This is a genomic window from Bdellovibrionales bacterium (assembly GCA_019750295.1).
Lineage (GTDB): Bacteria > Bdellovibrionota > Bdellovibrionia > Bdellovibrionales > JAGQZY01 > JAIEOS01.
This window is the reverse complement of the sequence record JAIEOS010000002.1, coordinates 109730-134118: the sequence shown is the minus strand read 5'-3', so window position 1 is coordinate 134118 and position 24389 is coordinate 109730. Positions and strand designations below refer to the sequence as shown.

At 44.4% G+C, this 24389-nt stretch carries 26 protein-coding genes, 1 tRNA gene and 1 pseudogene; 13 read left to right on the top strand and 15 right to left on the bottom strand.

Annotated elements, in window-relative coordinates; genetic code table 11:
• Positions 1-2: 2 nt before the first annotated feature.
• Positions 3-1448: a hypothetical protein gene (locus K2Q26_00685; GenBank protein MBY0314006.1), complete on the top strand. Its 1446-nt coding sequence runs from the start codon at positions 3-5 to the stop codon at positions 1446-1448.
• Between the two features lie 148 nt (positions 1449-1596).
• A complete protein-coding gene (locus K2Q26_00680; GenBank protein ID MBY0314005.1) occupies positions 1597-2589 on the top strand; it encodes a hypothetical protein in 993 nt (330 codons plus the stop codon).
• On the opposite strand, the gene K2Q26_00675 is transcribed toward K2Q26_00680, so the two are convergent.
• Positions 2590-2964, bottom strand: a complete 375-nt coding sequence (locus K2Q26_00675) for a hypothetical protein (GenBank protein MBY0314004.1) — start codon at positions 2962-2964, stop codon at positions 2590-2592.
• Positions 2965-2991: 27 nt separating this feature from the next.
• Entirely contained in the window at positions 2992-3189 is a 198-nt protein-coding gene (locus tag K2Q26_00670) for a ribbon-helix-helix domain-containing protein (protein ID MBY0314003.1), read from the bottom strand.
• 82 nt (positions 3190-3271) lie between these two features.
• Between K2Q26_00670 and K2Q26_00665 the strand changes: the two genes are divergently transcribed.
• Positions 3272-3886 carry a recombinase family protein gene (locus tag K2Q26_00665; GenBank protein ID MBY0314002.1) on the top strand — a complete coding sequence of 205 codons (615 nt, stop codon included), beginning with the start codon at positions 3272-3274 and terminating at the stop codon, positions 3884-3886.
• 132 nt (positions 3887-4018) lie between these two features.
• Here K2Q26_00665 and K2Q26_00660 read toward each other — a convergent pair whose 3' ends face one another.
• Both K2Q26_00660 and K2Q26_00655 read right to left on the bottom strand, forming a co-directional pair.
• On the bottom strand, positions 4019-5059 hold the full coding sequence (locus K2Q26_00660; protein MBY0314001.1) for a hypothetical protein: 1041 nt from the start codon (positions 5057-5059) through the stop codon (positions 4019-4021).
• Entirely contained in the window at positions 5046-5840 is a 795-nt protein-coding gene (locus K2Q26_00655; GenBank protein MBY0314000.1) for a hypothetical protein, read from the bottom strand. The genes K2Q26_00660 and K2Q26_00655 overlap by 14 nt, the downstream gene beginning before the upstream one ends.
• A 291-nt stretch (positions 5841-6131) precedes the next feature.
• Between K2Q26_00655 and K2Q26_00650 the strand changes: the two genes are divergently transcribed.
• Both K2Q26_00650 and K2Q26_00645 read left to right on the top strand, forming a co-directional pair.
• Positions 6132-6323 carry a hypothetical protein gene (locus tag K2Q26_00650; GenBank protein MBY0313999.1) on the top strand — a complete coding sequence of 64 codons (192 nt, stop codon included), beginning with the start codon at positions 6132-6134 and terminating at the stop codon, positions 6321-6323.
• A gap of 66 nt (positions 6324-6389) precedes the next feature.
• Positions 6390-6881 (top strand): annotated as a pseudogene (locus K2Q26_00645) (recombinase family protein).
• A gap of 1056 nt (positions 6882-7937) precedes the next feature.
• Here K2Q26_00645 and K2Q26_00640 read toward each other — a convergent pair.
• Both K2Q26_00640 and K2Q26_00635 read right to left on the bottom strand, forming a co-directional pair.
• Positions 7938-8014, bottom strand: a tRNA-Arg gene (locus K2Q26_00640).
• Between the two features lie 41 nt (positions 8015-8055).
• The gene (locus tag K2Q26_00635) at positions 8056-8568 is read right to left on the bottom strand and encodes an NYN domain-containing protein (GenBank protein ID MBY0313998.1); all 513 of its coding nucleotides are present in this window, start codon (positions 8566-8568) and stop codon (positions 8056-8058) included.
• 85 nt (positions 8569-8653) lie between these two features.
• Between K2Q26_00635 and K2Q26_00630 the strand changes: the two genes are divergently transcribed.
• From K2Q26_00630 to K2Q26_00615, 4 genes are all read left to right on the top strand, one after another.
• Positions 8654-9139, top strand: coding sequence for a transcriptional repressor (locus K2Q26_00630; GenBank protein ID MBY0313997.1), 486 nt, complete (start codon positions 8654-8656; stop codon positions 9137-9139).
• Positions 9140-9162: 23 nt separating this feature from the next.
• Positions 9163-10101 carry a class I SAM-dependent methyltransferase gene (locus tag K2Q26_00625; GenBank protein ID MBY0313996.1) on the top strand — a complete coding sequence of 313 codons (939 nt, stop codon included), beginning with the start codon at positions 9163-9165 and terminating at the stop codon, positions 10099-10101.
• A gap of 29 nt (positions 10102-10130) precedes the next feature.
• Positions 10131-10673, top strand: a complete 543-nt coding sequence (locus tag K2Q26_00620) for a DUF2799 domain-containing protein (protein MBY0313995.1) — start codon at positions 10131-10133, stop codon at positions 10671-10673.
• 63 nt (positions 10674-10736) lie between these two features.
• Positions 10737-11855 carry a competence/damage-inducible protein A gene (locus K2Q26_00615; GenBank protein ID MBY0313994.1) on the top strand — a complete coding sequence of 373 codons (1119 nt, stop codon included), beginning with the start codon at positions 10737-10739 and terminating at the stop codon, positions 11853-11855.
• Here the strand turns inward: K2Q26_00615 and K2Q26_00610 are convergent.
• Both K2Q26_00610 and hutI read right to left on the bottom strand, forming a co-directional pair.
• Positions 11798-12175 (bottom strand): hypothetical protein, encoded by a 378-nt coding sequence (locus tag K2Q26_00610; GenBank protein MBY0313993.1) that lies wholly within the window; start codon positions 12173-12175, stop codon positions 11798-11800. The two genes, K2Q26_00615 and K2Q26_00610, sit on opposite strands and share 58 nt — an antisense overlap.
• 78 nt (positions 12176-12253) lie before the next feature.
• Positions 12254-13504: an imidazolonepropionase gene (hutI, locus tag K2Q26_00605; protein MBY0313992.1), complete on the bottom strand. Its 1251-nt coding sequence runs from the start codon at positions 13502-13504 to the stop codon at positions 12254-12256.
• 126 nt (positions 13505-13630) lie between these two features.
• On the opposite strand from hutI, the gene K2Q26_00600 reads away from it, so the two are divergent.
• The 3 genes from K2Q26_00600 to K2Q26_00590 all read left to right on the top strand — a co-directional run bounded on the left by K2Q26_00600 (position 13631) and on the right by K2Q26_00590 (position 16269).
• Positions 13631-15139 carry a S8 family serine peptidase gene (locus K2Q26_00600; protein MBY0313991.1) on the top strand — a complete coding sequence of 503 codons (1509 nt, stop codon included), beginning with the start codon at positions 13631-13633 and terminating at the stop codon, positions 15137-15139.
• A 161-nt stretch (positions 15140-15300) separates the two neighbouring features.
• Positions 15301-15477: a hypothetical protein gene (locus K2Q26_00595; GenBank protein ID MBY0313990.1), complete on the top strand. Its 177-nt coding sequence runs from the start codon at positions 15301-15303 to the stop codon at positions 15475-15477.
• A gap of 3 nt (positions 15478-15480) precedes the next feature.
• Positions 15481-16269, top strand: coding sequence for a hypothetical protein (locus K2Q26_00590; protein MBY0313989.1), 789 nt, complete (start codon positions 15481-15483; stop codon positions 16267-16269).
• On the opposite strand, the gene K2Q26_00585 is transcribed toward K2Q26_00590, so the two are convergent.
• From K2Q26_00585 to K2Q26_00555, 7 genes are all read right to left on the bottom strand, one after another.
• A complete protein-coding gene (locus K2Q26_00585) occupies positions 16266-18470 on the bottom strand; it encodes a bifunctional (p)ppGpp synthetase/guanosine-3',5'-bis(diphosphate) 3'-pyrophosphohydrolase (GenBank protein MBY0313988.1) in 2205 nt (734 codons plus the stop codon). The two genes, K2Q26_00590 and K2Q26_00585, sit on opposite strands and share 4 nt — an antisense overlap.
• Before the next feature lie 81 nt (positions 18471-18551).
• Complete coding sequence (rpoZ, locus tag K2Q26_00580; GenBank protein MBY0313987.1) at positions 18552-18800, bottom strand: DNA-directed RNA polymerase subunit omega; 249 nt, start codon at positions 18798-18800, stop codon at positions 18552-18554.
• 85 nt (positions 18801-18885) lie between these two features.
• Positions 18886-19452 (bottom strand): guanylate kinase, encoded by a 567-nt coding sequence (gene gmk / locus K2Q26_00575; protein MBY0313986.1) that lies wholly within the window; start codon positions 19450-19452, stop codon positions 18886-18888.
• Complete coding sequence (locus K2Q26_00570) at positions 19449-20336, bottom strand: YicC family protein (GenBank protein ID MBY0313985.1); 888 nt, start codon at positions 20334-20336, stop codon at positions 19449-19451. Before K2Q26_00570 ends, gmk begins: the two co-directional genes overlap by 4 nt.
• Before the next feature lie 31 nt (positions 20337-20367).
• On the bottom strand, positions 20368-21270 hold the full coding sequence (gene miaA / locus K2Q26_00565) for a tRNA (adenosine(37)-N6)-dimethylallyltransferase MiaA (protein MBY0313984.1): 903 nt from the start codon (positions 21268-21270) through the stop codon (positions 20368-20370).
• Positions 21270-23117, bottom strand: coding sequence for a DNA mismatch repair endonuclease MutL (gene mutL / locus K2Q26_00560; GenBank protein MBY0313983.1), 1848 nt, complete (start codon positions 23115-23117; stop codon positions 21270-21272). The genes miaA and mutL overlap by 1 nt, the downstream gene beginning before the upstream one ends.
• Positions 23118-23260: 143 nt before the next feature.
• Positions 23261-23674, bottom strand: a complete 414-nt coding sequence (locus K2Q26_00555; protein ID MBY0313982.1) for a hypothetical protein — start codon at positions 23672-23674, stop codon at positions 23261-23263.
• A gap of 74 nt (positions 23675-23748) precedes the next feature.
• Between K2Q26_00555 and K2Q26_00550 the strand changes: the two genes are divergently transcribed.
• The gene (locus K2Q26_00550) at positions 23749-24369 is read left to right on the top strand and encodes a hypothetical protein (GenBank protein MBY0313981.1); all 621 of its coding nucleotides are present in this window, start codon (positions 23749-23751) and stop codon (positions 24367-24369) included.
• Positions 24370-24389: the final 20 nt, after the last annotated feature.

The window sequence follows — 24389 nt, the reverse complement described above, 5'->3', positions numbered from 1 at the left end:
TCATGAAAAAAATCAGTCCCTTAGTTTTATTAATATTTCTGACCGGATGTAGTGGCTCTAGTAGTGGAGGCGGCGTCTCGTCTACCGTCGAATTTAAAAGCGCGAATATCTTCTCCACGGACAAAGCATTATTGCACGCGCAGCAAGGCTTTAATAGCTCGGCTATTAGCTCACTTGAAAATATACAAGACAATTTAATGCGCATCAAAGCGGATGGATCACTTGAATCAGTAGAATTTACTTATGACGAAATTGCAGTGGGCGGTACAGCGACAGAAGTGACTGCAAAAATTAAAGTGTCTAAAACCAAACAATTGAATGAAAGATATTTAATTCTTGCATTCGATGACTCAAGACTCCTCAATAAGCTCGCAGTTTTAGACAGACAAACTGGAAACGTTTATGGAATTGAAAATTATGTTTTCGATGACATACAAATTCAGGACAATAATTTGTTCGCTCTCAAATCGACAGGAGAATTAGTTCGGGTTGATTTGACTGATCTAAGCGTTTATAATCTGACATCTTTAGTTGAAACTACCGTCAATACAAGCCGACCAGTGGTACTTAAATCACAACTTAGCCGAATCTTTTCGCCCCTCAGTTGGTTAAGTGGTGTGAATCAAGGCACCATGGAAGATCCTTACGGAAAACCAAGTTTTTTGCTGGGAAATGGCTATGTGCTCGCCATAATAGAAGTATTCGGAGGCGGTCAAAGGATTGTTCGTATTCAAGAGGGAGCTGGCACTTATGAATGCGGAAGTGAAGATTTATTTTATAATGTAGGTGGCGGTTACACAGCAGGACTTATACGCGGAACCAATGGCTCCCATTATCAACTACGAATCGTAAGCAGTGCGAACGCTGGCTTACCCGGTATTGATAACTACGAACAACTTATTTTGATGGACGCAGTAGCTGGCGGAGACTGTGTTGCGCCAAACTCACCATCGACTGTAGTTCAAGAACTTACCGATGGAACATTTCCCTCAGGCTCAAAGAAGAGTCACTTTCCTTATAACGACTATATTGTCGTAAACACGAACTACCAGTTGACGACTGTCGAGCGATATATCCTTGCACCAACAGGATTTATAAAGACAGAGGACAACGTTGGCGCAGTTAGAATGACATGGACAAGTTTAGACTTGAGCGATGTCCCCAAGGCTTCAGAAAGAACTTATACATATTTTAGTGAACTGGCAGGCACATCATTTATTGAAGGTAATAATCTGTATTACCTGAGAAACAACACAATTAAGCATCATGTTCTGGCCAATGGTACTAGCCCAACAATTTTTCATACTCTCCCTGAAAGTATAATCAATTTTACAGTTGTTGATGGCGTTGTTTATTACTCAACTGCGGACTCAACATACAAAGTGACAGGCCCTGGACAGCCACGAGAATACGTTGGACCTCACCTTAAAAACGCTGTTGTATTTTAAATTGATCGAAATTTACAAAAAATGCATCAGCAATTCCTATTGGTCCTGCATTGTCGCAAAATGATTCGTTTAAGCAAAAGCCCGCTAGAAATTGTTTATAAGCAAGCAAATTGATTAAGTTTACTAAAAATATGCCGATCCATTGCTAATGACGTCTTTTAAAAATACTCTTTTTATATTGCTCCAAATAGGGACTCTCATTTTTCTTATTTCGTGTAAAAAAGAAGAGGAAACTCAACCAGAACCAACCCCATCTTACAATCCAGTTGGGACTTGGGAGTTTAATCGAATCGTTTGTAATGGCTCTCAACTTACATTAAATAATTTTAGTGAAAAGTTTTTTATTTCACCGAGCAAATTTAAGTCTTTAAGCACTGGGTCTGGCTGCACAGTCGAGCAAAGAGATTCTAATTGGAGAGTGGATGCTAATAATTTGCGTGTAGGCGATGGATCGTACGCTTGCACTCGGTCTCCTTGCGAGTTCAATTACTCAGTTGCAACAACAGGTGGTCCAGTTGCTATTGATACCATATTTTGCCCTAGTGAACTCGGTTCACCGCCTACGCTAAGCTCAGATTTACGCTCGGCGACCCTTTTGTCAGATACAGAACTTAGCCAATCCATGGAAACAACTTCGGGAAGCGCTACCTGTACTGCCTATTATAGAAAAACCTCAAGTGCCTACGATGTCCCTTCGCCAACTAACGAAACAACATGGCTCAAATTTGAAGGTGGCGCCAATGAGTACATTACCATTGGTCGCGACAGGAACTACACCTCTTCGTCAGGAACTTATACATCAAATGTGGGAATGAATAACGATGTCACCATTAACTTTACACATATCACTTCGTCTGTGACATTTCAGTTGATCTTTAAAGCGCCCTCAAACGCAGTGCTATCGCCTGGCACATATTTAAATGCTACTCGTTATCCATTCCAAGCAATCAGTGAACCTGGAATGGCGATAACCAGTTTTGGCAGAAGTTGCAACACTGTAAATGGTCAGTTCGAGGTACTAGAGGTTACCTATAAAATGAATGGTCAAATAGAATCTCTAGCTGTTGACTTTCAGCAGTATTGTAGCACAAATCCGGCTTTGCTTTCTGGATCTATAAGAATTAATTCTTCAGTGCCCTAATTAAGAAAGCAAAAACTTAATTTTTTCAAAAAAACTCATTTTTCCTTTTGAGCTTAATGGTGATAGCAAAATAAACTTACCGTCCACAATAAAGTCAATTTTCATTTTCGTCTCTAACCCTTGTCTGTTCTTTAACGAGACCACATCTTTAACTTTTAATTTTTTAAAATTGTCATGTAAAGCTGAAATTATTACCGATGTCTTGGATTCAATTTTTGTTGACGGCAATCCAATCGTCACAGAGTCATCTGAGTTTATTTTTATCACTTCAAATTCAGTGAAAATTTCAGAATTTTGAATTGTCACCCTATCTCCCTCCCTCAGAATATTCTGAGAAAGCGGATCAGTCCACAACACATCTGTTTTGGCAAACATCTGTCCCCCCTTATGCTTTGGGTTCAATTATTTCTTTTTTAAATCATCTTCATAAGATTGAATAAAGTTATCTAAGGAAGTCGCAACCATATCTGTCACTGTGAAGCCATGCTTTTCTGCAATTTGCTCGAGTTTTTTAATAAGCTGTTCTGGCAAACGCAGTGAAATCATTTTTTTATCACCACTACAGTATTTTCTTTTGGGCATATTGTACGTTACTTTCATATCACCATGATAAGTGATTGATTTTACTATGTCAATACAACGTATTGACATAGTATGACACATTGTGTATAATATATAGTATATGAGTGATACTAGTAAAACCAAAGCCGTAGCCTATGTTCGCGTATCAACACTTTTAAATCAAAATCCTCAAAATCAACTCACCTCAATTCGTGAATTCACAAAACAGCGAGGTCTCAATTTAATTAATGAATACGTTGACCAAGGTATTTCTGGATTGAGGGAAAAGAGACCCGCCTTAGATCAGCTCATAAATGATGCTAAAATGGGAAAGTTTAAAATTTTGGTTGTTGTTGGAATCGACAGAATCGGACGCTCGACAAAGCACCTACTCAACTTAATAGACGAGCTGAACCATTATGGCGTTTCTATAATTTCAATCAGAGAACAACTGGACTTCTCTACACCTACAGGCCAAATGGCTCTCACAATGCTTTCGGCGGTGGCCACTCTTGAGCGACAACTGATTGCAGAAAGAATTAAATCAGCTCTTGCTGCTAAAAAAATTACCGCCTCAAATCTTGGCACCGACTGGCGATGTGGCAGACCTAAAAAGATCAATGATGAACTAATCAATATGGTAACTGATCTCCATACCAAAGGGTTATCAATAAGACGCATCGCTAAACAAATCGGTATTTCACACATGACCGTATATCGAATACTCAAACGGTAACTCAACCACACCGACACCGATTGTAACTCAACCATGACCAAATTTGAGCGTTATAACGGTTAAAATCACTCATGATTTGAACCTTTATAAATTGTAACAAAAACAAATGGTTTTGTTACAAGTGTTGCGAACTCAGATATAGGGATCAACCCTAACCGTTAACCAACTTTTTTCTTTTTTAGCTCCTGAAGCTGCTCTTTTCATGTCACGCAACCAGTACCGTAACCAATCGCTATATTTCTTAGCCAAGGCCTCTCCGAAAACTACTCTTCCGTGATCAAATCGAAGCTTTGATAAATATCTTCTATGATCTCTGTCAAAGTTTCGATTTTTATTTAGCAGCCTACGTGCATTATGAAAACCTCCCGTCAATATGTATTCCTGCAGTTCTTTGAATTTATGCACATGTTTACGATACTTTTTGTCAATCCATATTGGGTTGTAAAACTGTAGCCGCTTCAAATACCCACTTTTATAAATCCTATTGAGATCATAAATACTTTTTACTCCTGCCGACTTTAAGGACGCCTTTCTCACTTGAATCTCAAGCTTTAGGTATCCCTGCTTTGCAGCTTCACCAGTTGGCTTACCACTTTCTGCGTATGCACTCACGCGAACCGCACTTCCATCGGAACTGAATCCTGTCATATGGCCATCTTTAAAGTCTCTGCGACTGTTGTTATAAACCGAAGTACCGTTCTTCCACTTGAGGTGAGTGGTGTAATGCAGCAACTGGGGCGACACAACATCTTCCTTCAACAAGTAAGCAATATCTAATCTGGCCACACAGTGATTCGACTCGTCTACATGACCCATAACTGAGCGCAAAAAACTCTCAAATTCTACAAATGACGTCATCATTTTAGGATTGAATTGAATTTTAAAGGCCCATGGCGAATCATAATGACAATCCTTACCAATAATAAATCTAAGGCCTCCGGCGTCTTGATACAGACGAGCCTTTTTATATCCGTTACAAATCACTTTATTTTTCACAAGAATACAGTTGTTATCTAAAAAGGCCATATCTAGGGAGTTTGTATGTACGGAAAAATAGTCAAGAAAACACCCGCAATCCACGAACGAGCTTTTATAAAACTGCTCAAAGTTGGGTATTTGACGCAAAATCATTGATGATATAGTGGTTGAACACCTGTTTTTAGGTATGCGCATAATGTAAATCCTTTTGCTGCTTTTTTATGGTTTTTTTCGCTCTGATACGAAGTCTCGTTATGTGCATTGGTAATTCTTGAGATTTTTCAAGAGTGAAAGCCAACCTCTCTAAAGCCTCTTTTGTATATTTTTGGATCTCAAAATCGTTTTTTTTAAGTAATAAACTGCGCAATTCTATGCTTGTTTTCTCCAACGACGAAATGCATCTCATAACATCAGCACTAAGACTTTTCACTTTTGCGTTATAATTGAACTCTCGTGCATCAGGATCTTCAGATTCTCCAAGCATGTTTCTCACCTGTCGAAGCTTTTCCCTCAATGGCTTTGTGTTCTCGATCGACACCTCTTCAAATGAACGCTCACGGTTGATTCGCTTTATAAGCTTGTTTTTCTGACGATATTTAAACGAAGAGGAAAACTGCATAATTTTGATGTATGAATCTGCTGGCATGTCTGTTGTTAGTTTTGGACCCTTCCTTTTTGAAAACTCAAATAATTGGATGGACTCCTGAATCCACCGCTCCTTCTGTTCATAGGTCTCACTTGCTGACAACCAGTAACGTTTTACTGTTTTTTTAAATTCTGGCATCCCCAGTATCTCTTTTAGTTTTTTCGCAGCACGACCAAACTCAATTCGCGCACCAAGCTTTTGAATTAGTAACCATTTGTTACCTCGCTCTAGCCAATAAGCAGCATTTGCGGCAGCTGCATCATTTATTTTTAGCCCCAACTGTTGACCGAGGGCACCCGCGGATACAGTCGTAAAAGTATTTCCTGTCATTATTAAACCTCCTTTTGTAGCTGCACCTGTTGCAATTACACAGACACTTTACAAAAGTGGTTTTTGAATAAATTTATATGAATGAGGCCAAGCTATCTTAAAAAGGATTTTTCAAGCCTCAGTTTATATTTAAATCTCTGTATTGAGTCGATGCCAAATCGGAAAATTTCACTAAATTTAGCGTAAAAAAAAGCGCTTACTTTACACTTTTGAAATTTCGCATCTTTGTTAATTCGATTTTTATCGGCGAGTTTTTAAAAAGATTAATCTCCCTAATCTGTAAAAATCAGGATGGATAATAACAAACAAGGACCCTCAAAAGATATTTGCGCTCTTAAACCTGCGCCAGAAGCTAATGCAAAATTGCGAACCTATAAGCTCTCTGGTGGGCAAACTGTAACCATCGACATTAATCAGTTTAATGAACTAATCGACGTTTTTAAAACGCTCCGTAAGTGGCGTGACAACTGTAACAAAACATAAAAGTTCAATGTTTTTGATACTTTGACTGATTTTTAAACATTATTTAAAATGAATTAAAAGGGATTTATGACCAACCAAAACAATACCTACAGATCTTATACGAATGACAATGCAGTTTGCATCCCGCGCGTTAGCTCCAAAAAACAGCAAACAACCGAATCTCCGGCTTCGCAGAAAGAGGCGATGAAATCTTACTGTGATACTGAGGGACTCAAGATTTTGCGATTTTTTGAGATCACTGAGTCTGCTAAAGATGCCGACAATCGAAAGCAATACACAGAAGCCATTCAATGGGCCCTCAAAAACAAAGCCCACCATATTGTATTTTGCTTCCCAAATCGTGAAGGAAGAAATTTAACAGATATTGAGAATAATGAAAAATTGATCCGAAATGGAGATATCGTTATTCATTACGCCCAAAGTCGAAAGGTTATCCATCGAGATAGTCCTTCATCAGACTTCCTCATGCGAGACGTTGAAGCTGTGCTCGCAAAAAACTTTAGTCGTGAGCTTAGTGATAGAGTAAACTTTGGAATGCTGGCCAAGGCTGAACGCGGCTGGTTCCCATCGAACTCAGTGCCTCTAGGATATATAACCTGGCGCCCAAAAGATGTGTATGGGCGTGACACTCGATATCCAGCAGTCGTAATCAAAGACCCCGACGAAAAAAGCATCCTTCAAGTTAATAGAGAGTTCCAGCTACGCGCAGAGGGGTACAGCTTTGACGGAATTGTTGAAAAAATTATTGAAGAAGGCTTTATAGATCCAAAAAACATACGTGGCTACTCCAAGGGGGTTGTTGAGAATCGACTTAAAAATCCCTTCTATCGGGGTAAATTTAGATGGGATGGAAAGCTTTATGACGGCAAACACGAACTTATAATACCACGACCGCTGCTTCGATCTGTGGATGCAACCCTTGGCAAAAGAGGCAAACTATCGAAACGTGGTAAGGGTGTTTTTTCTGGAGGCTGGCTCCGCTGCGCACACGCAGAATGCGGCTGCCAAATCCTATATGACCCAAAAACCAAACCCTCTGGGCGAACTTACAATTATTATAGGTGTACAAACTCTCGGCGAGTTCATAAGTCGATGAACGGCATGACCATTACTGAGGAAAGCATTTGGCAACAATTTGAATCGGTTCCCGAAGCCATCAACCTCACTGATGAAATGGCAAAAGATATTGCTGCCGCACTCAACAGCGCACACAAGAACTCAAGAACTTCTATTCATGCTGAGATGGAAAAGTATCGTGCGGCCATTAAAAGTTTGGACACGAGAGAGGATCAAGTGAGTGACCTTCTTATTAAAAATATATTTGATGAGACCGCTTACAAAAAAGAACGTCAACGCATCCGAGACGAACGCGATCAGTACACGCACTTACTTGAAAAAGCACAACAATCAATCAACGACACATTTATGGAGACCGCACAAACCATACTCGAACTCGCTATTGATGCGAAACAACTATGGAAAATGCAAAATGAGTATGAACGACTCGACTTCTTAAAAAGAGTCTGCTCGAACCCTGTTTTGAATTTGACAACTATTCAATATGACTTGAAAAAACCGTACTCGATACTCTCTGAAATGCGTGAAAAAAAGGATTGGTGCACCCGTCAGGAGTCGAACCTGAAACCGTTGGAATCGAAATCCAATACTCTATCCAATTGAGCTACGGGTGCACGAAGTCTTTTTCTATATCAGGCGGTCACAAGCGACAAGGTTATGTTCTCTTTTTTGGTTTTTTATCGCTCATTGGCACAACGAAATCCTCGGTCAAAGGGAAGTAGAAATCGGCGGCCTCTTTGATTTCCGGGGATGTTGTTTCTGGCCATGACCAAATTTCGACGCGACATCCGCGGGATTTGAGATACCACACCAAAGGAAGGAAATCTTTGTCTCCCCCAAGGATGATCACCACGTCTAATTTTTCGGCCATGGTGACGGCATCGATAACAATAAAGGAATCGGCATTCTTAGCGGGACGTTTAATTTCCCCGCCCAAGGACGACCAAAAATTTTGGAAGTCGTTCGAAATTTCCTTATATTCGGGCTTATAATAAAGGATCCGCGTGATTTCACGATCCCCCACCTTTTCGATGATTTTACGGTAATCCGTGCGGCCCTCGTGATGCTTAAGGCCGGAGAGTTCTATATTTTCCGCATCAATAAAAATGCCCACTTTTTGGAAGAGGAGCTGTTTTAATCGATCTGCGGTGTGTTTTTCCTGTCGCATGATGCCATCCTTGTCTGCATGTAAAGTTGAAAATGACTTTCATTTTAATTGACTAACCAAAGCCATTTCAAGTAATTCTCTGGGCATGTCATTAAAACTTCCCGTCAATCGAGATCAGCAAATTTTCCCGCGCAACGAGGACTACAACGAGATTCCCAGTAAGAAGATCATTCGCGATATCGGACTTAAAGTCACTCTTCAACGTCTTGCGATCTTAGAGACCGTGCGTAATGGCCCTGCCCATTTTACAGCACAGGAAGTTTTCGAAGATGTCGTGACCCGATATCCCGACATCGGCTTCGCCACGGTTTATCGCTTTCTAAAAAAGCTCTCCGAGCATCAATATATTTCTGAATTTCGCATCGGTGGAATGCCGGCTCGTTACGAATGGCAAACAAAAAACCATCACGATCACATGTCGTGCACTCAATGCGGAAAAATCATCGAATTCGAAAATGATAAGATCGAAAGTCTTCAGGAAAGTATTGCGCTTCAGTACGGTTTTAAACTGACGAGCCATATCTTGGAACTCTACGGTATCTGCTCCGAATGCATAAAAAAGACTCAGTAAACTCCTTTTTGCCCAGTTGGATTTTGTCCATCGAGAGACGCAAAAAACTCTATCCTGAAAAATTCAATGGAGAACAATGCCTCCGCGTGATCCATGACGAGGGAACGCCATTGCGTGCGGATCTTCTAGGAGAGGTTTTGCAACTGGGCTGGTGGAGCGATTCCACAGACGGAATCCCCACCGAAAACGAAATTCAAACTTTGTTAGAATGCACCGGCGCCCGCCATTATGCTCTGACTTTTCACTCCAAAAATACCAGCGAGAAAAAGAAGTTTCCAAGCTCGCTCCCAGCAGAATCGTGGATCGCTCACGAGAATAATATTCGTTATTTGTTTTATCGGGACCAAGGGATATCTCCAGGACTATTTTTAGATCAACGCAGCCAAAGGCAGTGGATTCAAGAAAACGCGAAAGATAAAAAAGCTCTCAATCTGTTTTGCTACACGGCGGGCTTTAGTCTCAACGCTGCTCAAGGGGGAGCGAGCGAAGTGGTTTCTGTGGATCTCAGTCCTAAATACATTGAGTGGAGTAAAAAGAATTTTGAGCTCAATCATTTTGTTATTTCACGAGATCGTTTTCGGTTTTACGACATGGACAGTTTCGACTATTTAAGATGGGCCATTAAGAAAAACGAAGCTTATGACTTGATCGTTTGCGACCCTCCCTCGTTTAGTCGCAACAAAAATAAAATTTTTAAGATCGAGTCGGATTACGCAGAGCTGATTTCCCTGATGGCAAAATGTTTAAAACCCAACGGAGTTATTTTGTTTTCCACCAACTACGAGACTTGGACGTGGAAAAAGTGGCTCGAGAAAATTCAGGACGTTGCAAAACCGTTTTCTCTCACCGTAACGCCGAACTATAACACTCAGCTGGACTTCGAGAGCGACCCTCGACAATCCATCATGAAAGCTTTTCAAATCACTGACTCAACTGTAGACAATCGCGTCATTTCTCGTTAGAACGAGGTAAATTTTTCACGAGGAATAATTTGCAGATAATTCGTTTAGTTACAGCTCTCTTACTCTTTGCACTGTCCACCGGCTGTACAACTCCCATGGTCGCGAAAAAGCCCTCCTGCGCGGAAATCAACTGGTTCGAGCGCGGCCGCCAAGACGGCATGCAAGGCCAACCTTCTAACAATTGGACAATGACAGCTCGAGATTGTGCAAAGATGTCGGGCCTTGAAATTCAGCAATACACGGATGGATGGAATCACGGCTTATCTCTTTTTTGTACAGAAAATCACGGGTTTCTCGCCGCAAAAGCCGGTCAGCCTTACAGCAAAACTTGTCCCGAGAAGTACGAGGACGAATTTCTTAAAGGTTACCAGCGAGGCCTCCGCGTGTTTCTTGTAGAAAAAGAAACGACACAAATCACCTCTCGCATCGAAAACATTCAGCAAGAGCTCAAAAAAGAAAATATAACTGCGACGCAAAAGGTGGAGATCGAAAAAGAAATGAACGAGCTCGATCAGCGTCGTCAGGGCAATTTAAAAACTCTCGAACGCATCAACAACTCTTTTGCACGCTAATACCCTCTAAAGCACCCCAGCAGGCGGTTGTATTTCCTCGCACTTTGAGTCTAATATGACCCCATGAAGAGCGCTATAGTCACCATTGGAACAGAAATCACAGACGGTCAAATCGTTAACCGAAACTCCTCTTGGCTTTCAAAAAAGCTGGAAGCGCTCAATCTTAACTCCGTCCTCCATCTCTCTGTCCCCGACGAGCGAGAGCTGATGATCATGGCTCTCACCAAAGCCATGGAGCATGCCGATTTCATTTTCGTCAGCGGAGGATTAGGGCCCACCAGCGACGACTTCACCAGAGATATTATCGCAGAGGTTGCCGGTAAACCCTTGGTCCTCGACCAACCCGCGTGGGTGAATATAGAAACGAAAATTAAAAGTCGAGGCTTAGAAGTGAAAGAAGGCCACCGACGCCAGGCCATGATCCCAGAGGGCGCTCAAGTGTTAGAAAACAATTTTGGAGTGGCTCCAGCGTTCACACTCTCTATTGGGACGAAGCGCTTCTGGACACTCCCCGGTCCTCCTCGGGAGATTGAAGCCGTTTGGAATGATCACATCCACCCCGAACTCTTAAAGTTAGCCCCACAACGGACCAGACATCTTACGACGTGGTTGATGTTGTGCGCGGCAGAATCGGATATCGCACATATGACCGAGGAATTCTTTAAGGCCTATGCCTTTCACAAGGATTTTGGATACCGTTTATCTGCGCCCTATGTTGAAGTTAAATTGTGGACGTCCGAACTCACTGACGAAATCCGCAGCGCGTTTCTCAAATACGAAGAGCTCACGAGTAAATATTTTGTCGGCCATTCCCAAAAAGAAATATATCAGCGAACGTTTGAAAAATTCGATCAGTTTAAAAAAATAGAAATTTGGGACGCGGTCACCCAGGGCCTCGCCACACAAAAATTAATAGATTTATCTCAAGACCAAGCTCTCAAACTCGATAAATTTGTGATTCACACCCAGTTTAACGGTCAGCTCCAGATCCCAGAGAAAACATCCAGCGGAACGCTGATGATTTCTTTGGTGAGCAAAGATTCCTCAAATTACGAAATTATCTACACGACGGATAAGGGGAGCACCGTAAAATCCATTACGATTCCCCATCGCCGGACGACGTCCTATATCAAATCTTTTGTGCTCGAAAGAGGATTGCTCGACGCTAACTCAATCGCGTGAAGCACTGATTGAAAGTCGCTGAGAGTTTCTGCATTTCTGATGCCAATAATTATATCATGACCCTCATGAACTACAGTCACTTGATCATTGGCGCGCGCGAAGCTTTGAGTGTACTGGCTCGCATCCGGATACATTAGAATATAATAGTGGCGCACCGGAGAATTGATCTTCCCGGCAAAATGCTTTTGCACATGATAGTACAAATCCAAAGCCACGCTCTCAAAGGAATTGTTAAAATAAATCCGAAATGGATCGAAGAAAATCGCGGTGTTAAACAGGTGACTGTAATATGAAGATTGAGTAAGTAAAAATTCTTGCATTGTTCTCCCCAGCTCTAACGTGATCACAGTCAAAAAAAGAAAGCAATAGCAAATTTTCGTAGGGTCTAGGTGATTTTTTTAAATGGTTTTTAGAGGCACGCCACGTTTCCAAACGGTTTTTATTGGAGTGGGTGAAAGATCATAAAAGAATTGATCCCAGCTTCTTTCCGAAACAAAAAAGTCAGCTTGTTTGTTTTCTGTCAGGGATCCTAAACGATCCTGCTGAGACAATGCGTGGGCCGCCCCTACCGTCATCGCGGTAAAAACTTCGGGCAATGACATTTGCATCATGGTCCGCGCCAGTAATCCCACAAACTGGAGATTCTGTGTGGGCGAAGTTCCTGGGTTGAAATCACTAGCTAGAGCAATTCGACAATTGTGTTCTAACATTTTCCGCGCCGGTGGATACGGGCAATGAGTATAAAAATCTGCCGCCGGTAAAAGCACGCAGGTGGTTTCCGACTGACTCAGCTTTTTAATCTGCGCTTCCTCCACACGAATTAAATGATCGGCCGAAACGGCATCGACGGCGACCGCGATCTCCGCCCCACCACTCAAGCTCAGTTGATCGGCATGAACGGTGATTTTAAATCCTAAATCCTTAGCAAAGTGAAGGTAGTCTTCTGCGAGTTCTTTCGAAAAATATCCCTTTTCCACAAAGATATCTACTCGCTCCGCCAGTTTTTTACTTTTGATTTCACTCAATTGATTTTTGACATGGCTGATATAAGATTTAGCATCCTTATATTCGGGAGGAATGGAATGCGCTCCTAAATAGGTCGGAACAATTTCAACGGAATGCTTGGTGCTCTTAAGAATTTTGAGTAAACGTATTTCCGAAGAAGGACTCAAACCATACCCGCTTTTAATTTCGACGGTGGTGACCCCTTGCTTAATAAAGTAGTCTAAACGAGAGATTAAACTTCGTTTGAGGTCCGCATCTGATGCACCTCGGGTCTGCTTCACCGTAAACGCGATACCACCGCCCTGATGAGCAATCTCCTGGTAAGTGACGCCGCGATTTCGCATTTCGAATTCGTGAGCGCGATTGCCATGAAAAATCGTATGGGTGTGGCAATCAATAAAACCAGGAAAGAGATTTCCAGATACGCTAATCTCTTTTGCTTTTCTAAACTCCCGAGGCAACTTTTTTTTATTCCCAACCCATTTAATGATTCCATCCTGAATCAATAGCGCAGACTTCTTGATCACTGAAAGAGCGGTCTCTCCCATTGCACCTCGACCCTGCCGTTCCGCAGCTGCCTGTAAGGTGACGATTTCGTCGCTTCCTGAGATTAAAATTGGAGGTCTTGATGGAGCCTTTTTCATTGCCGTCTCATAATAAAACACATTTGAATTCAACTTGGCCTTTAAGGTCAATTCAATTGTGCATCAATACCCTCTTAGCTATACTGAATCTGAGGGGAATTCTAAAAAATCCACGAACTCAGACGTATGAAATATTCACGTAAGCTCGCGCATGCTGCCGCATTTTTAATACTTTGCCCGGTATTCATATCGGCAACGTATGTTTCCTGTGGCGAACTCAAATCTTTAAATAATGAATTGAAAGGCATGGCGAGCCGAGTCTCTTCTTCACCTAAAAATATTTGTGACAACGCCTACAGACCGACAGTGGCTCGATTCTCTAAAGCCTCACAAAAAGCAGCGCCCATCGAATCCCCGTTTGCGAACAACAAAGTTCAGCTCGAAGCGATACCAATGAGCACCAAGGCTTCGGATCCCGAACTCAATGGAGAAACACTTTCAGTCTTAGTAGATCGATCCTGTGCGAAAACGAATGCAGGGGTGCTCACGCAGAAGATACTGCTGCAAAATGATCTAGACCTTCACGATCATCCCGTCCGCGCCATGAAGTACGTGGTGAACGAGAGCCTGACTCTCTCACAACTGCGAGCTCAGGCGGATCTCGATGAATGTATCGTCGGAGTTTCGTCTCCGGGTGTGATCTCGACTTCGAGCCTAGATCTCCCTGCCACGAATGATGCCTCTCGCGCAAAACAGACACAATTGAGTTTGATGAATTATGATCACGCCTACCAATACTTGTCCAAAACATCCACTGCCAACGTAAAAATCGCTTTTGCAGACACCGGAGTGGACTGCAACCACCAGGATATCGTCGCGAATTTAGAGGTCGGTTGTGGATACAATGTGCTCTCTCCGGGGACTGAACCCTACGACAACGATGGACACGGAAGCCACACGGCGGGCACCGCGGCCGCGACCTCCAACAACGCATTGGGTATTATTGGAACTGCTGGTTTTAACTCCAAAGTTTACGCCATCAAAGTCATCGATATCAATTCTGGGTCCGAGTTAAGCCTCACCACCGGGATTCAGCAAGCCATCAGTGTCGGCGTCGATGTCTTAAATATAAGTATTGAATCTCAGGCTCGTCTCCCCTCCGTGGAGAGCGCCGTGATCTCGGCCGTCAATGCAGGAATCGTCGTCGTCATGGCGGCCGGAAATCATGGAAGTAACTTGGGCGTTGACGTTGAGGTCTCACCAGCCCTTGTCGGAGCCCAAATCAATGGGGCCATCACCGTCGGATCGATCGACGATGTCAGTGCCTCCAACGACATCATTAAAATTTCTAACTTTTCCAATTATGGATCCAACGTAGAGATCGCCGCCGTGGGATCCCTCGACTCATCAAAGCTGGGCCAAATCAGCGGGATTTATTCCCTATCGCGCTCCGGACTCTATCAGAGACTTGCCGGAACCTCACAGGCCGCACCTGTGATCGCTGGCGCCGCCGCTCTCTTGATTCAATTCTTTAAACAACATAACGTCAGCTACAATCCCGGAACTATCGAAGACATCATCAAGGCCTCCACGGACTCTACTAACATCAATATCTCTGGCGGACGCGTGATCAACTTCTCCAAACTGGTTCGAAACGCCTACTCGTATGCCGGCGTGCCTCTTTGTGATCAGTAGTCGTTTTAATTTTGTTTCTAAATTCGTGGGTGATCAAAGATTTGACAGTCCAAAATTTTTTACACTTAAACCCGACTTTTATTCGGCAATGACTATGAAAATCTTTTCTGTGCGACGAAGCGCTTTGCCTCACTTGATAAATCGCGATATGCAAAAGCCACATGCGCATTCGTTATCATCTCCTCTTTCTCTCACTCATTTTCGCTGGCTGCGTGAAGTCGGCCAACTCCAGCTCGCCCGGCTGTTCACTTTCGCAACCCTTAGAGCCGCTGAATCTGACAGCCAGCCTCATCCCAGAGGCGACCGATGTGGATTTTGATCAAAAGGCGTTAATTTAACTGATGACCTATTCGCAAAACGACAGCACTTGCTTCGTCAAACTTCAGGACAATGTGACTCTCGAAAAGATTCCGCGCGCTCAAACATCGACCAATAATGAGTTTTCGCGCCTCTCTGTCGCGACGGCTGATCGACAAAATTATTGGAATCAAAAGGAACGTGGGGGTCCACTGATGGGACTCACCATCTTTTCCTTTGTCGAGACCGATCGTGCTCAAGAGTTAAAGCACACCGCCATTCTTGTGACGGACACCGTTCGTCCCTGGCATTTGTGGCATGAGTTTTCTCATCATCTGGTGGGTAAATCTCGACTGAGCCAGCCTCACCGCCGATTCACCGCTCCGACCCCTAAACAACTGGGGGAGGCTCGGGAAAACTTAGAGCGAGTGTCTCGACAAGTCCTCGCTTCGTCGGATTCAACCCGAATGGAGGAGTTCTCGGGGCAAATTAAAGCTTACGTCGATCTGGTTTTTCGCGATTTGGATTTTAATTATGTGCATGAAATCGTGATCGAACTGACATTAACGGAACTGGCTCTTCAGCTGCCTAAAGACAGAATTACAAATGTCGATTTTTTAGAGTCGAGTCACATGACCGAAACGAACCTCAATCTTTATCTTCAAAAGTGGCATAAAACTAAGGAAGAACTTCTTTCGACGTTAAGACCTCACTTCAGCCAACCCGAAATCCGATCGACTTGGCTCAGCTCTGCTCAGAGAGTGGAAACCTACGGACGCCAACTCGAACAGTATGTTCGACGCCAGCATCACATCGTCTACGGACAGCTTTAGACTTGAGTCACTCGGCTCACACCGAGAATGCCTTTAATTTTCTGTAAATTTTGAATGGCGATGTTGAGCTGGTGAGTGTCTTTGACGGCCACATCAAATAAACAGACGGCACGTCCGTCTTTAGTCACTCGAACTTGAGCGTTGTGGATGTTCATCCCTAAAGAGGCGAAAGCTTCACTCATCGATTTAAGAAGTCCCGGAGTGTCTCCACTAATCACCCGAACACGCGCGATCCGTTCCACACCATCCGGCGCCGACTTCACAGTCCATTCCACTTCCACCTCACGATTCGAATCGAAGGTGAAGACTTTTTGGCAGTCCGACTTATGAATCGTAATTCCACGACCGAGTGTAATAAATCCTCGGATCGGATCTCCGGGGATGGGATTGCAACACTTTCCAAAACGAACGAGGACGTCATCTAGTCCATCCACCGTGATGAGAGATCGACTTTTCTTTTTGTCTTTTTTAACAGCGGATTTATAAATCTTTTGAAAAAAGCCCTCTTTGTCTTCTTCAACGACAACATCTTTCTTGCGGAGATCTAACGCTTCGAGAATCTGCTTAGGGAGCAGCTTTCCGTAACCCACTCGAACAAAGAGATCATCGAGATCATTGGCGCCTGTTCGCTTAAGGCTCTCGATATTCTGAACCATTTCGGGCTTTAACGTTTTTAATAAATTATAGCCGTGCTTTCTAAATTCTTTTTCGAGGAGTTCTTCACCCAACTGTCTCGACTTTACGCGCTCTTCATTTTGGATATAGGCGCGAATTCTCGATTTCGCTTTTGAAGTTTTACAAAATTTGAGCCAGTCTTTGGAGGGTCCACGGAGCTTAGACGTTGTGACTTCCACCGTGTCCCCGTTGCGCAGAACCGCCTTCAACGGAACCTGCTTTCCGTTGATCCGCGCGCCCACGCAATGAATTCCCACGTCAGTATGAACGGCAAATGCAAAATCCACCGCCGTGGCGCCTTCGGGAAGTTCTTTCACCTCTCCCTTGGGAGTAAAAACATAAATCTGAGTTTCAAAAAGATCGGTCTTGATGTTTTCTAAAAATTCCCCAGAATCCGTAGAGACTTGATGCTGGTTTACTAAATCTTGAAGCCACCCCATCTGCTGAAGCGTCCCCGGATTGACCTTACCGCCTTCTTTGTAGCTCCAGTGAGCGGCAATCCCGCGCTCCGCAATCAAATGCATTTCTTCGGTACGAATCTGAATCTCGATGCGTTCCCCACCAGGTCCAATCACCGAAGTGTGTAAACTCTGATATTGGTTCACTTTAGGCATGGCGATGTAATCTTTAAATCGACCCGGGATCGGCTTCCACATCGAATGAATATGGCCAAGGACTTCGTAACACTGAGGCATACTCTCGACCACGACACGAAAAGCGAGCACGTCGTAAACATGTTCGTAGTCGACCCCATCCATCGTCATCTTTTTAAAGATTGAATACAGATGCTTCGATCGACCTTGCACGCGGAAGTTCGCTTTCATGCGCTTAGAAAGATCATCAATCAAGTTTTGCTTGACGTCTTCGATGTACTTCTCGCGCTCTTTCTTCTTTTTAGAAACTTTTTGAGCCAAAGAATAATACATCTCAGGATTGGTGTAACGAAACGCTAGATCCTCAAGTTCGATTTTTATGGAGTTGATCCCCAGTCGACTCGCCAACGGAGCATAGATGTCTAAGGTCTCTAGGCCAATGCGCGTTTGCTTTTCGAACGGCATGTGATTGAGTGTGCGCATGTTGTGAAGACGATCGGCAAGTTTAACAAGAATCACACGCATGTCTTTTCCCATGGCGACGATCATCTTTCGAATATTCTCGCCCTGCTTTTCGTGGGTGTCTCTAAAAGACATTTGAGAGATCTTCGTGACGCCATCGACAAGCTGGCGGACGGTCGGACCAAATTCTTTTTCGATCTGATCTAGGGTGACACCCGTATCCTCAACGGTGTCATGTAAAAGTCCTGTGGCAATGGTGGCCAGATCCAATTTGAGGTCCGCCAAAATTTCTGCGACACCAATCGGATGGAAGATATAGGCCTCGCCGCTTCGACGAAACTGACCACTGTGGGCCTCGCGCGAGAAGATAAAAGCTTTTTTAATGAATTCGATATCGGCGTTAGGAAAGTAAGATAAAATCTTATTTTTGAGGTTATCAATTTCGGAGAGATCGATGGTTGGACCGTTCATAGGTAAACTTCGATTTTAGAGAGAGCCAGGCCCACCGTCAAACAAAGGTGTGATCTACACACCTTTGACGTGTGTCTTTGTTTAGGAATCGAGCTTCTTCTTATTAAGATCGGCTTCGATATCTTGAGAAAATACGCTGGGATCCACGTCATATCGAACTAGACCTTCAGCAACTTCGCGCAAAGCCGTGACAACATACTTGTTCTCTTTGCGGCTAACGACAGGTTCGCTACCTTTAAGAATTTGCTTCGCTCTTTTCGATACAAGCAACACCAAAGCGAAACGATTATTTAATCTTTCCAGGCAATCTTCAACGGTGACTCGAGCCATAATTCAATTCCTCCGACGCATCAAACTAGCGCAAATGCCCTCTAAAGTGGACTAAAAACTTTAAAATACCCTGTTTTTTAAGGTCTTAGCCCTCAATGAGCTTGAGAATGATCTGCTTGAATTCGGCGTAAGAGGCCTCAAAGTTGTCATTGATGACCTGATAATCGAACTTTCCGGCGTGGTTCATCTCGATCTGAACGTTCTGGAGTCGAGTTTCCAGGTCGGCGGGAGGCTTCTTATCTCGGCCTAATATTCGCTTTTTAAGCTCCTCCACAGAAGGGGGAAGGATAAAAATAGAGGCCGAAACTTTAGGGTATTTGCTTTTAAAGGTCTCCGCCCCTTTGACGTCCACATCCATGATGACAACCCGGCCCGCGGCCATGCCCTCTTCGATCTGATGAAGCGGGGTGCCATAAAAGTTGTCATGGACGGGGGCCCACTCGACGAAAAAGCCCTCGCGGACCAGCTCGTGGAAGCGCTCCCTCGTCACGAAGTGGTAGGGATTGCCTTCGCTCTCCCCGGAGCGCATTTCGCGAGTGGTATAGGTGACCGTATCGAGAAGAACCGGAACCTCTCGCAATATGCGATCGAGAAAGCTGGATTTACCAGCCCCACTGGGCGCCGAAATGATGATCATCTTCGTTTTCTTCATTCTAAATTCTGTATCTGCTCTCGCAATTGTTCGATGGTGTTTTTTGCCGAAACCACAAGTTCCGTAATTTTTGCTGAGGAGCACTTAGAGCCCATGGTGTTCACTTCACGCAAAAGCTCTTGCGCATAAAAATCGAGTTTTTTTCCGATACTTTCTTTTTTTTCCTGAAGAAGTTTTTTGACGTGAATGATGTGCTCTTGAAGTCGCACTAACTCTTCTTCAATATCTGTGCGCTCAATCAGAATGGCTACTTCTTGCATCAATCGCCCCGAATCTAAAGTGATCCCCTTAGAGCTTAACACTGTCTGCAATCGGCTCTCGAGATTTTCTTTAGCACTCGCCGTAAACTCTCCGCGCATGCTTTGCATTTTTTGAGAGAGCTCCGAGAGGGTGTCAACGTAGTGCAAGCATTGTTTAATAAGTTGCTTCCCTTCGCGCAAACGTTCTTCCGCGCAAAGTTCGACCGCTTTTTTAAATTCCTTAAAAAAGGCCTTTTTTTCTTGAGGCGAGATGGCGTTGTTTTCTTTCACTTGAACAAAACTCGGAATCGAAAGCACATCTTGCACGGTGATGGGTGCATCCACTTTAAGTTGCTTAAGAGCGGCACGCATCTGCTTCATCCAGTCCTCGGCCACACTCATTTGGAAAAAAATTTCCAGACTATCTTGGGAGTGAGTTTCCGCACGCTGAATGTAAATGTCGCAACTGCCACGACGAAAGAACTCTTTAGTGATTTTTACGATTTCGTTTTCGATGGATAAATATTTTTTAGGAAGATGCGGTTTTACGTCGAGATAACGACTGTTCACGGTCTTAATCGTGATATCAATCTGGACACCACCGATTTTCACTTGAGTGTGACCGAAACCTGTCATGCTATACATTTTAGTATATTGGTATTAAGGCAAAACAGAGTCAAGGCAAGAGCCAGGTTTTAGCAATGGACAACGCCTTCGCCTCTTCCCCGAGCGTAAACCACTGGATGTCTGGATCGCGCTTAAACCAGGTCATCTGTTTTTTAATGAGCTGCATGGTCGAGATGGTGATTTTTTCAACAAGTTCGTCTCTGGAGATACGTCCTGCTAAATGCTCCATGACTTCAAAATATCCAATACTTTGCATGGGAGCCCAGTCCGTGAACCCTTCTTGAATTAGACTTTGAACCTCTTCGATAAATCCTTGCCGAATCATCCCTTCAATTCGTTTCACGACCCGCGGGCGCAGGACTTCTTTATCCGCACGCAATCCGATTTTAAAAGTTTTGAAATCCTTAAGTGGGCTTTCAAGGTCCTCTGAAACTTGCGGCGCTGGATTTTGCTTACGGACCTCACGCACCTCTAAAGCTCTTTGAATGCGGTAGTGATCATTAAAATGAATTTTATCTCCGTGAGTTTCCACCACTAGTCGATGAGCGGCCTCCCATCCTTGATCAGAGATGAACTTCTCCACGGTGCTTTTGATTTCCGGGGAGGCCTCCGAAACCGGCACCATCCCCTTCAAAATCGCTTGAAGATAAAAACCGCTCCCCCCGCAAAGAATCCACTGCAATTGCTGAGGATGGGACTCAAAGAGTTCTCTCACCGCTCGCAAGTAATGGGCCGCCGTATATGTGATGCCTTTTTCAACGAAGCCATACAAAAAGTGAGGAACTTGCGCTTGATCTTGAACCGTGGGCGCCGAAGAACCGATCTCAAGGCCTTTATAGATTTGAATACTGTCGGCGTTGACAATCGGAGACACTGTCTCCTGGGCGATCTGCAAAGCTAAACTGGATTTTCCAGAGGCCGTAGGACCCAACACAAGCACGATCTTTTTCATTAAAGTTTTCTTCCGAAATTTTTTTCGATACTTCCGTAACTCATCTCCACATAAACGTTACGTCCATGAGGACAATAGCTCGAAAGCGCGAAGTCATCCATTTGCTCAAGTAAAGACACCATCTGCTCGCGGGACATCGGCTGACCGGCGCGTACGGCAGTATGGCAGGCCATCGTGGCAAACAGATCACCCACTTGCGCTTGAAACGAGAAGCTCCCGCCCTTCAAACGTAAATCCTCGGCCATTTTGAGTAAACTTTTACTGATGGCTTTTTCCGTAATAAAATTTAAGGCCGCCGTGACCAAAAGGGTTTGGGGGCCGCCCTGTTCAATCTCTAATCCTAAATCTGAGAAATCATTTTTAAGAGCCATAATAAGCTCCAACTGATCGGGCTCCATTTCGATGGATAAGGGTAAAAGATAATTCTGAATTTCGAACTGCTTATTTTTCCACTGCTCCATGAGCTTTTCGAAAAGCACACGCTCGTGAGCCGCGTGCTGATCCACCATGTATAAGGCTTGCGAACCTTCGGCCAAAATATAGGTGAGATGAGCTTGCCCCAATACTTGCAGACGAGACCAAAAACTTTCCCGCGTTTCCACCGGAGTCGATTCGCTCCAGCTTCCCATGGTCGAAGGCGTCTCACTCAAACTCATCGCTCCCACCGGCGCTGTCTCGCGCGCCTGAGCTAGGGCTCGAAGATCAGAAATCTTCGGAAACTCGGACTGTTCCGTGGGAATGTGTCGCTTGGCATACTGGACTCGCTCAAACTCTTGAGAGGCGAAGGACGTGTTCATAGGTTCAGGACCGATTTCTAACCGAAAGGACTCGCTGTTGGCTTGCCTCTCGGCCACTCCCATCTTTTCGATCCAAGGAGCGGTCTCCAAGGATGCACACAAGGTGCTTTGAACAATTTTAAAAATAAAGGAGTTGTCCTTAAACTTCACTTGCGACTTCGTCGGATGAATATTCACATCGACATCTTCCGGCGGCACCTGCACCTTGATCAATGCGTAAGGGTACTCCCCGTGCATGAGAAGATTCCGATAGGCTTCCATCACCGCGGCCATCATTGTGCGATCCTGCACCCAGCGATTCTGCACAAAACACCAAAGATTTTTATTCACCTTGGCCGTGGTATTGGGACTGGAATAAACAACTTCAACTTTGTAACCTTGGTAGTCATTGGACGTCGTGAAGAGATCGTTAGAATCAAAAATATCTTGGGCGCGTTTTAAAAGCGAGTCGGTCTTTTTATAAAAAAACACGACTTCATTCTTCACCCGCAACTTAAAGTCGACCTGCGGATAGGATAAAGCTTGCGCCTTCACTACGTTTTTTATTTGGACCACTTCGGCCGAATCGGACTTTAAAAATTTGAGACGGGCCGGAACGTTGGCAAACAGCTCATCAATCTCGATAGTTGTGCCTTCGTCCCCACCGCTGATCATGGCCTCGCTCGAAGTTCCAAAATTATTGATGTAGCTATAGGCGGTGCTTTCGCCACGACGGCGAGAGGTGATCTTTAAGCGGCTGACGGAAGCGATACTGGCCAAGGCCTCACCGCGAAAACCATAGGTTGAGAGCTTCCACAAATCATCGAGCTCCGAAATTTTACTGGTCGCATGCCGAGCGCAAACTAAAGGAAGATCGCCCTTATAGATCCCTTTCCCGTTATCAATAATCTTAACTTTTTTACCACCCTGATCCACTTCCACTTCGACTTTGGTGGCACCGGCATCAAGACTGTTTTCGATCAACTCCTTCACGAGATGCGAAGGCCTTTCCACCACTTCTCCGGCGGCAATCTGATCGATCACTTGAGGGTCTAAGATCTTGATTTCCATTCCCCCGTTATAGGTGATCCGCGTCTTAAAAGGTACGCCGTTCAAGTCCCAGACGCAAAAAGTCGTAAAGCACCAATTGCTTTACGACTTTTTGCGTCTGGGACTTGAACGACGAACCCTTACCGACGTCCCTTTTCCTTTTCCTAATAGCGGGCGTCAAAACGGCGGCCCTTGTCTTGGGAGGAGGCCTTGCGCGGAGGGGGAAGTTTGGGCTGAGGCTTTAACAGAAACGACGGGTCCACTTTGCGATTGTCGAGAAAGGCCTGCACGAGATCCGCCGCTTGTGCTGGGCTTCGTTTATAAACGATCGGGTCGAAGCCGCAGTTTTTACATTTCACGGACTGGCGCCAGCGATATCGGATGACAAACTCGGCCCACAATGACCCAACGATAAAAATAGTCAGGCTTGCGGGATGGAACTCACGCCACACCAAGAAAGAGACAATCCCCGAGAGGAGCGCAAAACCCCCGACCTCGAGCCACGAGATATGCTTTTGCGTGTAGACCTTATGGGGCAACCGACAAAACCCACAATACACTTCTTTTCTCTTCGCCATACTCGACTCTACCTCTAGACAGTCTCATGCCATTTTCGATGGGAATCGCCCACCAAGGTTGTTAACATAAGAGCATGAAATCTATATTTATCAGTGTACTTCTTTTTTCGTCGTTTTCATCGCTTGCTGCTGAGAAACAGTACGAAAGTTATGAACAAATCGTAAACCGTCTCTCCCGGGAGCGCAGCGACCAGCTCAGGACTCAGGTTTCCACGACTCTCCCCCAGGAGCACTTTCACGTGATGTTAGGTGGGGTGAACAACAGCAGCAGCTACCGACTGAACAACCTAGGAACTGTGAATAGCCAGGGGTTAATGTTAGGTCTAGCCGTACCCTTGATCGCCCAACAGCTCTACGTAGAGGGTCTTGCTAAATTCTTTAAGAATCAAAACGTTTCGCAAAATGAAGTCTCTCTCCATCAGTTTGAGGCTCGTATCGCTCACAAAGAACCCATGAACTTTGCCCTGCTCAACTTGGGCGCGGGCCTTTCCACTCGCTTCCTCGATGCACAAGACTCTAATGGCAACCGCGTCCAGTACAACACTCCCAACTTTATGTTTTTGATCGGACTTGAGCGACGAATCACCTCAAGCATGAGTATTGCCGGCGATGTTTCCTACCACCGTTCATTACGGGATCAAGAGGATGGCAAAAACGTGATCGACCTTGCGGTCCGTCTTAATTACCATCTATAATCTGACCAAAGGGGGAGCTC

Excerpts from the sequence above, each read along its gene's own strand:
- K2Q26_00570 (MBY0313985.1), bottom strand. The coding sequence starts at position 20,336 with ATGTATAGCATGACAGGTTTCGGTCACACTCAAGTGAAAATCGGTGGT.
- rpoZ (MBY0313987.1), bottom strand. The coding sequence starts at position 18,800 with ATGGCTCGAGTCACCGTTGAAGATTGCCTGGAAAGATTAAATAATCGT.
- K2Q26_00550 (MBY0313981.1), top strand. The coding sequence starts at position 23,749 with ATGAAATCTATATTTATCAGTGTACTTCTTTTTTCGTCGTTTTCATCG.
- K2Q26_00590 (MBY0313989.1), top strand. The coding sequence starts at position 15,481 with ATGACCTATTCGCAAAACGACAGCACTTGCTTCGTCAAACTTCAGGAC.
- K2Q26_00630 (MBY0313997.1), top strand. The coding sequence starts at position 8,654 with ATGTCATTAAAACTTCCCGTCAATCGAGATCAGCAAATTTTCCCGCGC.
- K2Q26_00555 (MBY0313982.1), bottom strand. The coding sequence starts at position 23,674 with ATGGCGAAGAGAAAAGAAGTGTATTGTGGGTTTTGTCGGTTGCCCCAT.
- K2Q26_00655 (MBY0314000.1), bottom strand. The coding sequence starts at position 5,840 with ATGACAGGAAATACTTTTACGACTGTATCCGCGGGTGCCCTCGGTCAA.
- K2Q26_00610 (MBY0313993.1), bottom strand. The coding sequence starts at position 12,175 with ATGCAAGAATTTTTACTTACTCAATCTTCATATTACAGTCACCTGTTT.
- K2Q26_00635 (MBY0313998.1), bottom strand. The coding sequence starts at position 8,568 with ATGCGACAGGAAAAACACACCGCAGATCGATTAAAACAGCTCCTCTTC.
- hutI (MBY0313992.1), bottom strand. The coding sequence starts at position 13,504 with ATGAAAAAGGCTCCATCAAGACCTCCAATTTTAATCTCAGGAAGCGAC.
- K2Q26_00660 (MBY0314001.1), bottom strand. The coding sequence starts at position 5,059 with ATGCGCATACCTAAAAACAGGTGTTCAACCACTATATCATCAATGATT.
- mutL (MBY0313983.1), bottom strand. The coding sequence starts at position 23,117 with ATGGAAATCAAGATCTTAGACCCTCAAGTGATCGATCAGATTGCCGCC.
- gmk (MBY0313986.1), bottom strand. The coding sequence starts at position 19,452 with ATGAAGAAAACGAAGATGATCATCATTTCGGCGCCCAGTGGGGCTGGT.
- K2Q26_00685 (MBY0314006.1), top strand. The coding sequence starts at position 3 with ATGAAAAAAATCAGTCCCTTAGTTTTATTAATATTTCTGACCGGATGT.
- K2Q26_00600 (MBY0313991.1), top strand. The coding sequence starts at position 13,631 with ATGAAATATTCACGTAAGCTCGCGCATGCTGCCGCATTTTTAATACTT.
- K2Q26_00680 (MBY0314005.1), top strand. The coding sequence starts at position 1,597 with ATGACGTCTTTTAAAAATACTCTTTTTATATTGCTCCAAATAGGGACT.
- K2Q26_00665 (MBY0314002.1), top strand. The coding sequence starts at position 3,272 with ATGAGTGATACTAGTAAAACCAAAGCCGTAGCCTATGTTCGCGTATCA.
- K2Q26_00670 (MBY0314003.1), bottom strand. The coding sequence starts at position 3,189 with ATGAAAGTAACGTACAATATGCCCAAAAGAAAATACTGTAGTGGTGAT.
- K2Q26_00675 (MBY0314004.1), bottom strand. The coding sequence starts at position 2,964 with ATGTTTGCCAAAACAGATGTGTTGTGGACTGATCCGCTTTCTCAGAAT.
- K2Q26_00585 (MBY0313988.1), bottom strand. The coding sequence starts at position 18,470 with ATGAACGGTCCAACCATCGATCTCTCCGAAATTGATAACCTCAAAAAT.
- miaA (MBY0313984.1), bottom strand. The coding sequence starts at position 21,270 with ATGAAAAAGATCGTGCTTGTGTTGGGTCCTACGGCCTCTGGAAAATCC.
- K2Q26_00595 (MBY0313990.1), top strand. The coding sequence starts at position 15,301 with ATGCGCATTCGTTATCATCTCCTCTTTCTCTCACTCATTTTCGCTGGC.
- K2Q26_00650 (MBY0313999.1), top strand. The coding sequence starts at position 6,132 with ATGGATAATAACAAACAAGGACCCTCAAAAGATATTTGCGCTCTTAAA.
- K2Q26_00615 (MBY0313994.1), top strand. The coding sequence starts at position 10,737 with ATGAAGAGCGCTATAGTCACCATTGGAACAGAAATCACAGACGGTCAA.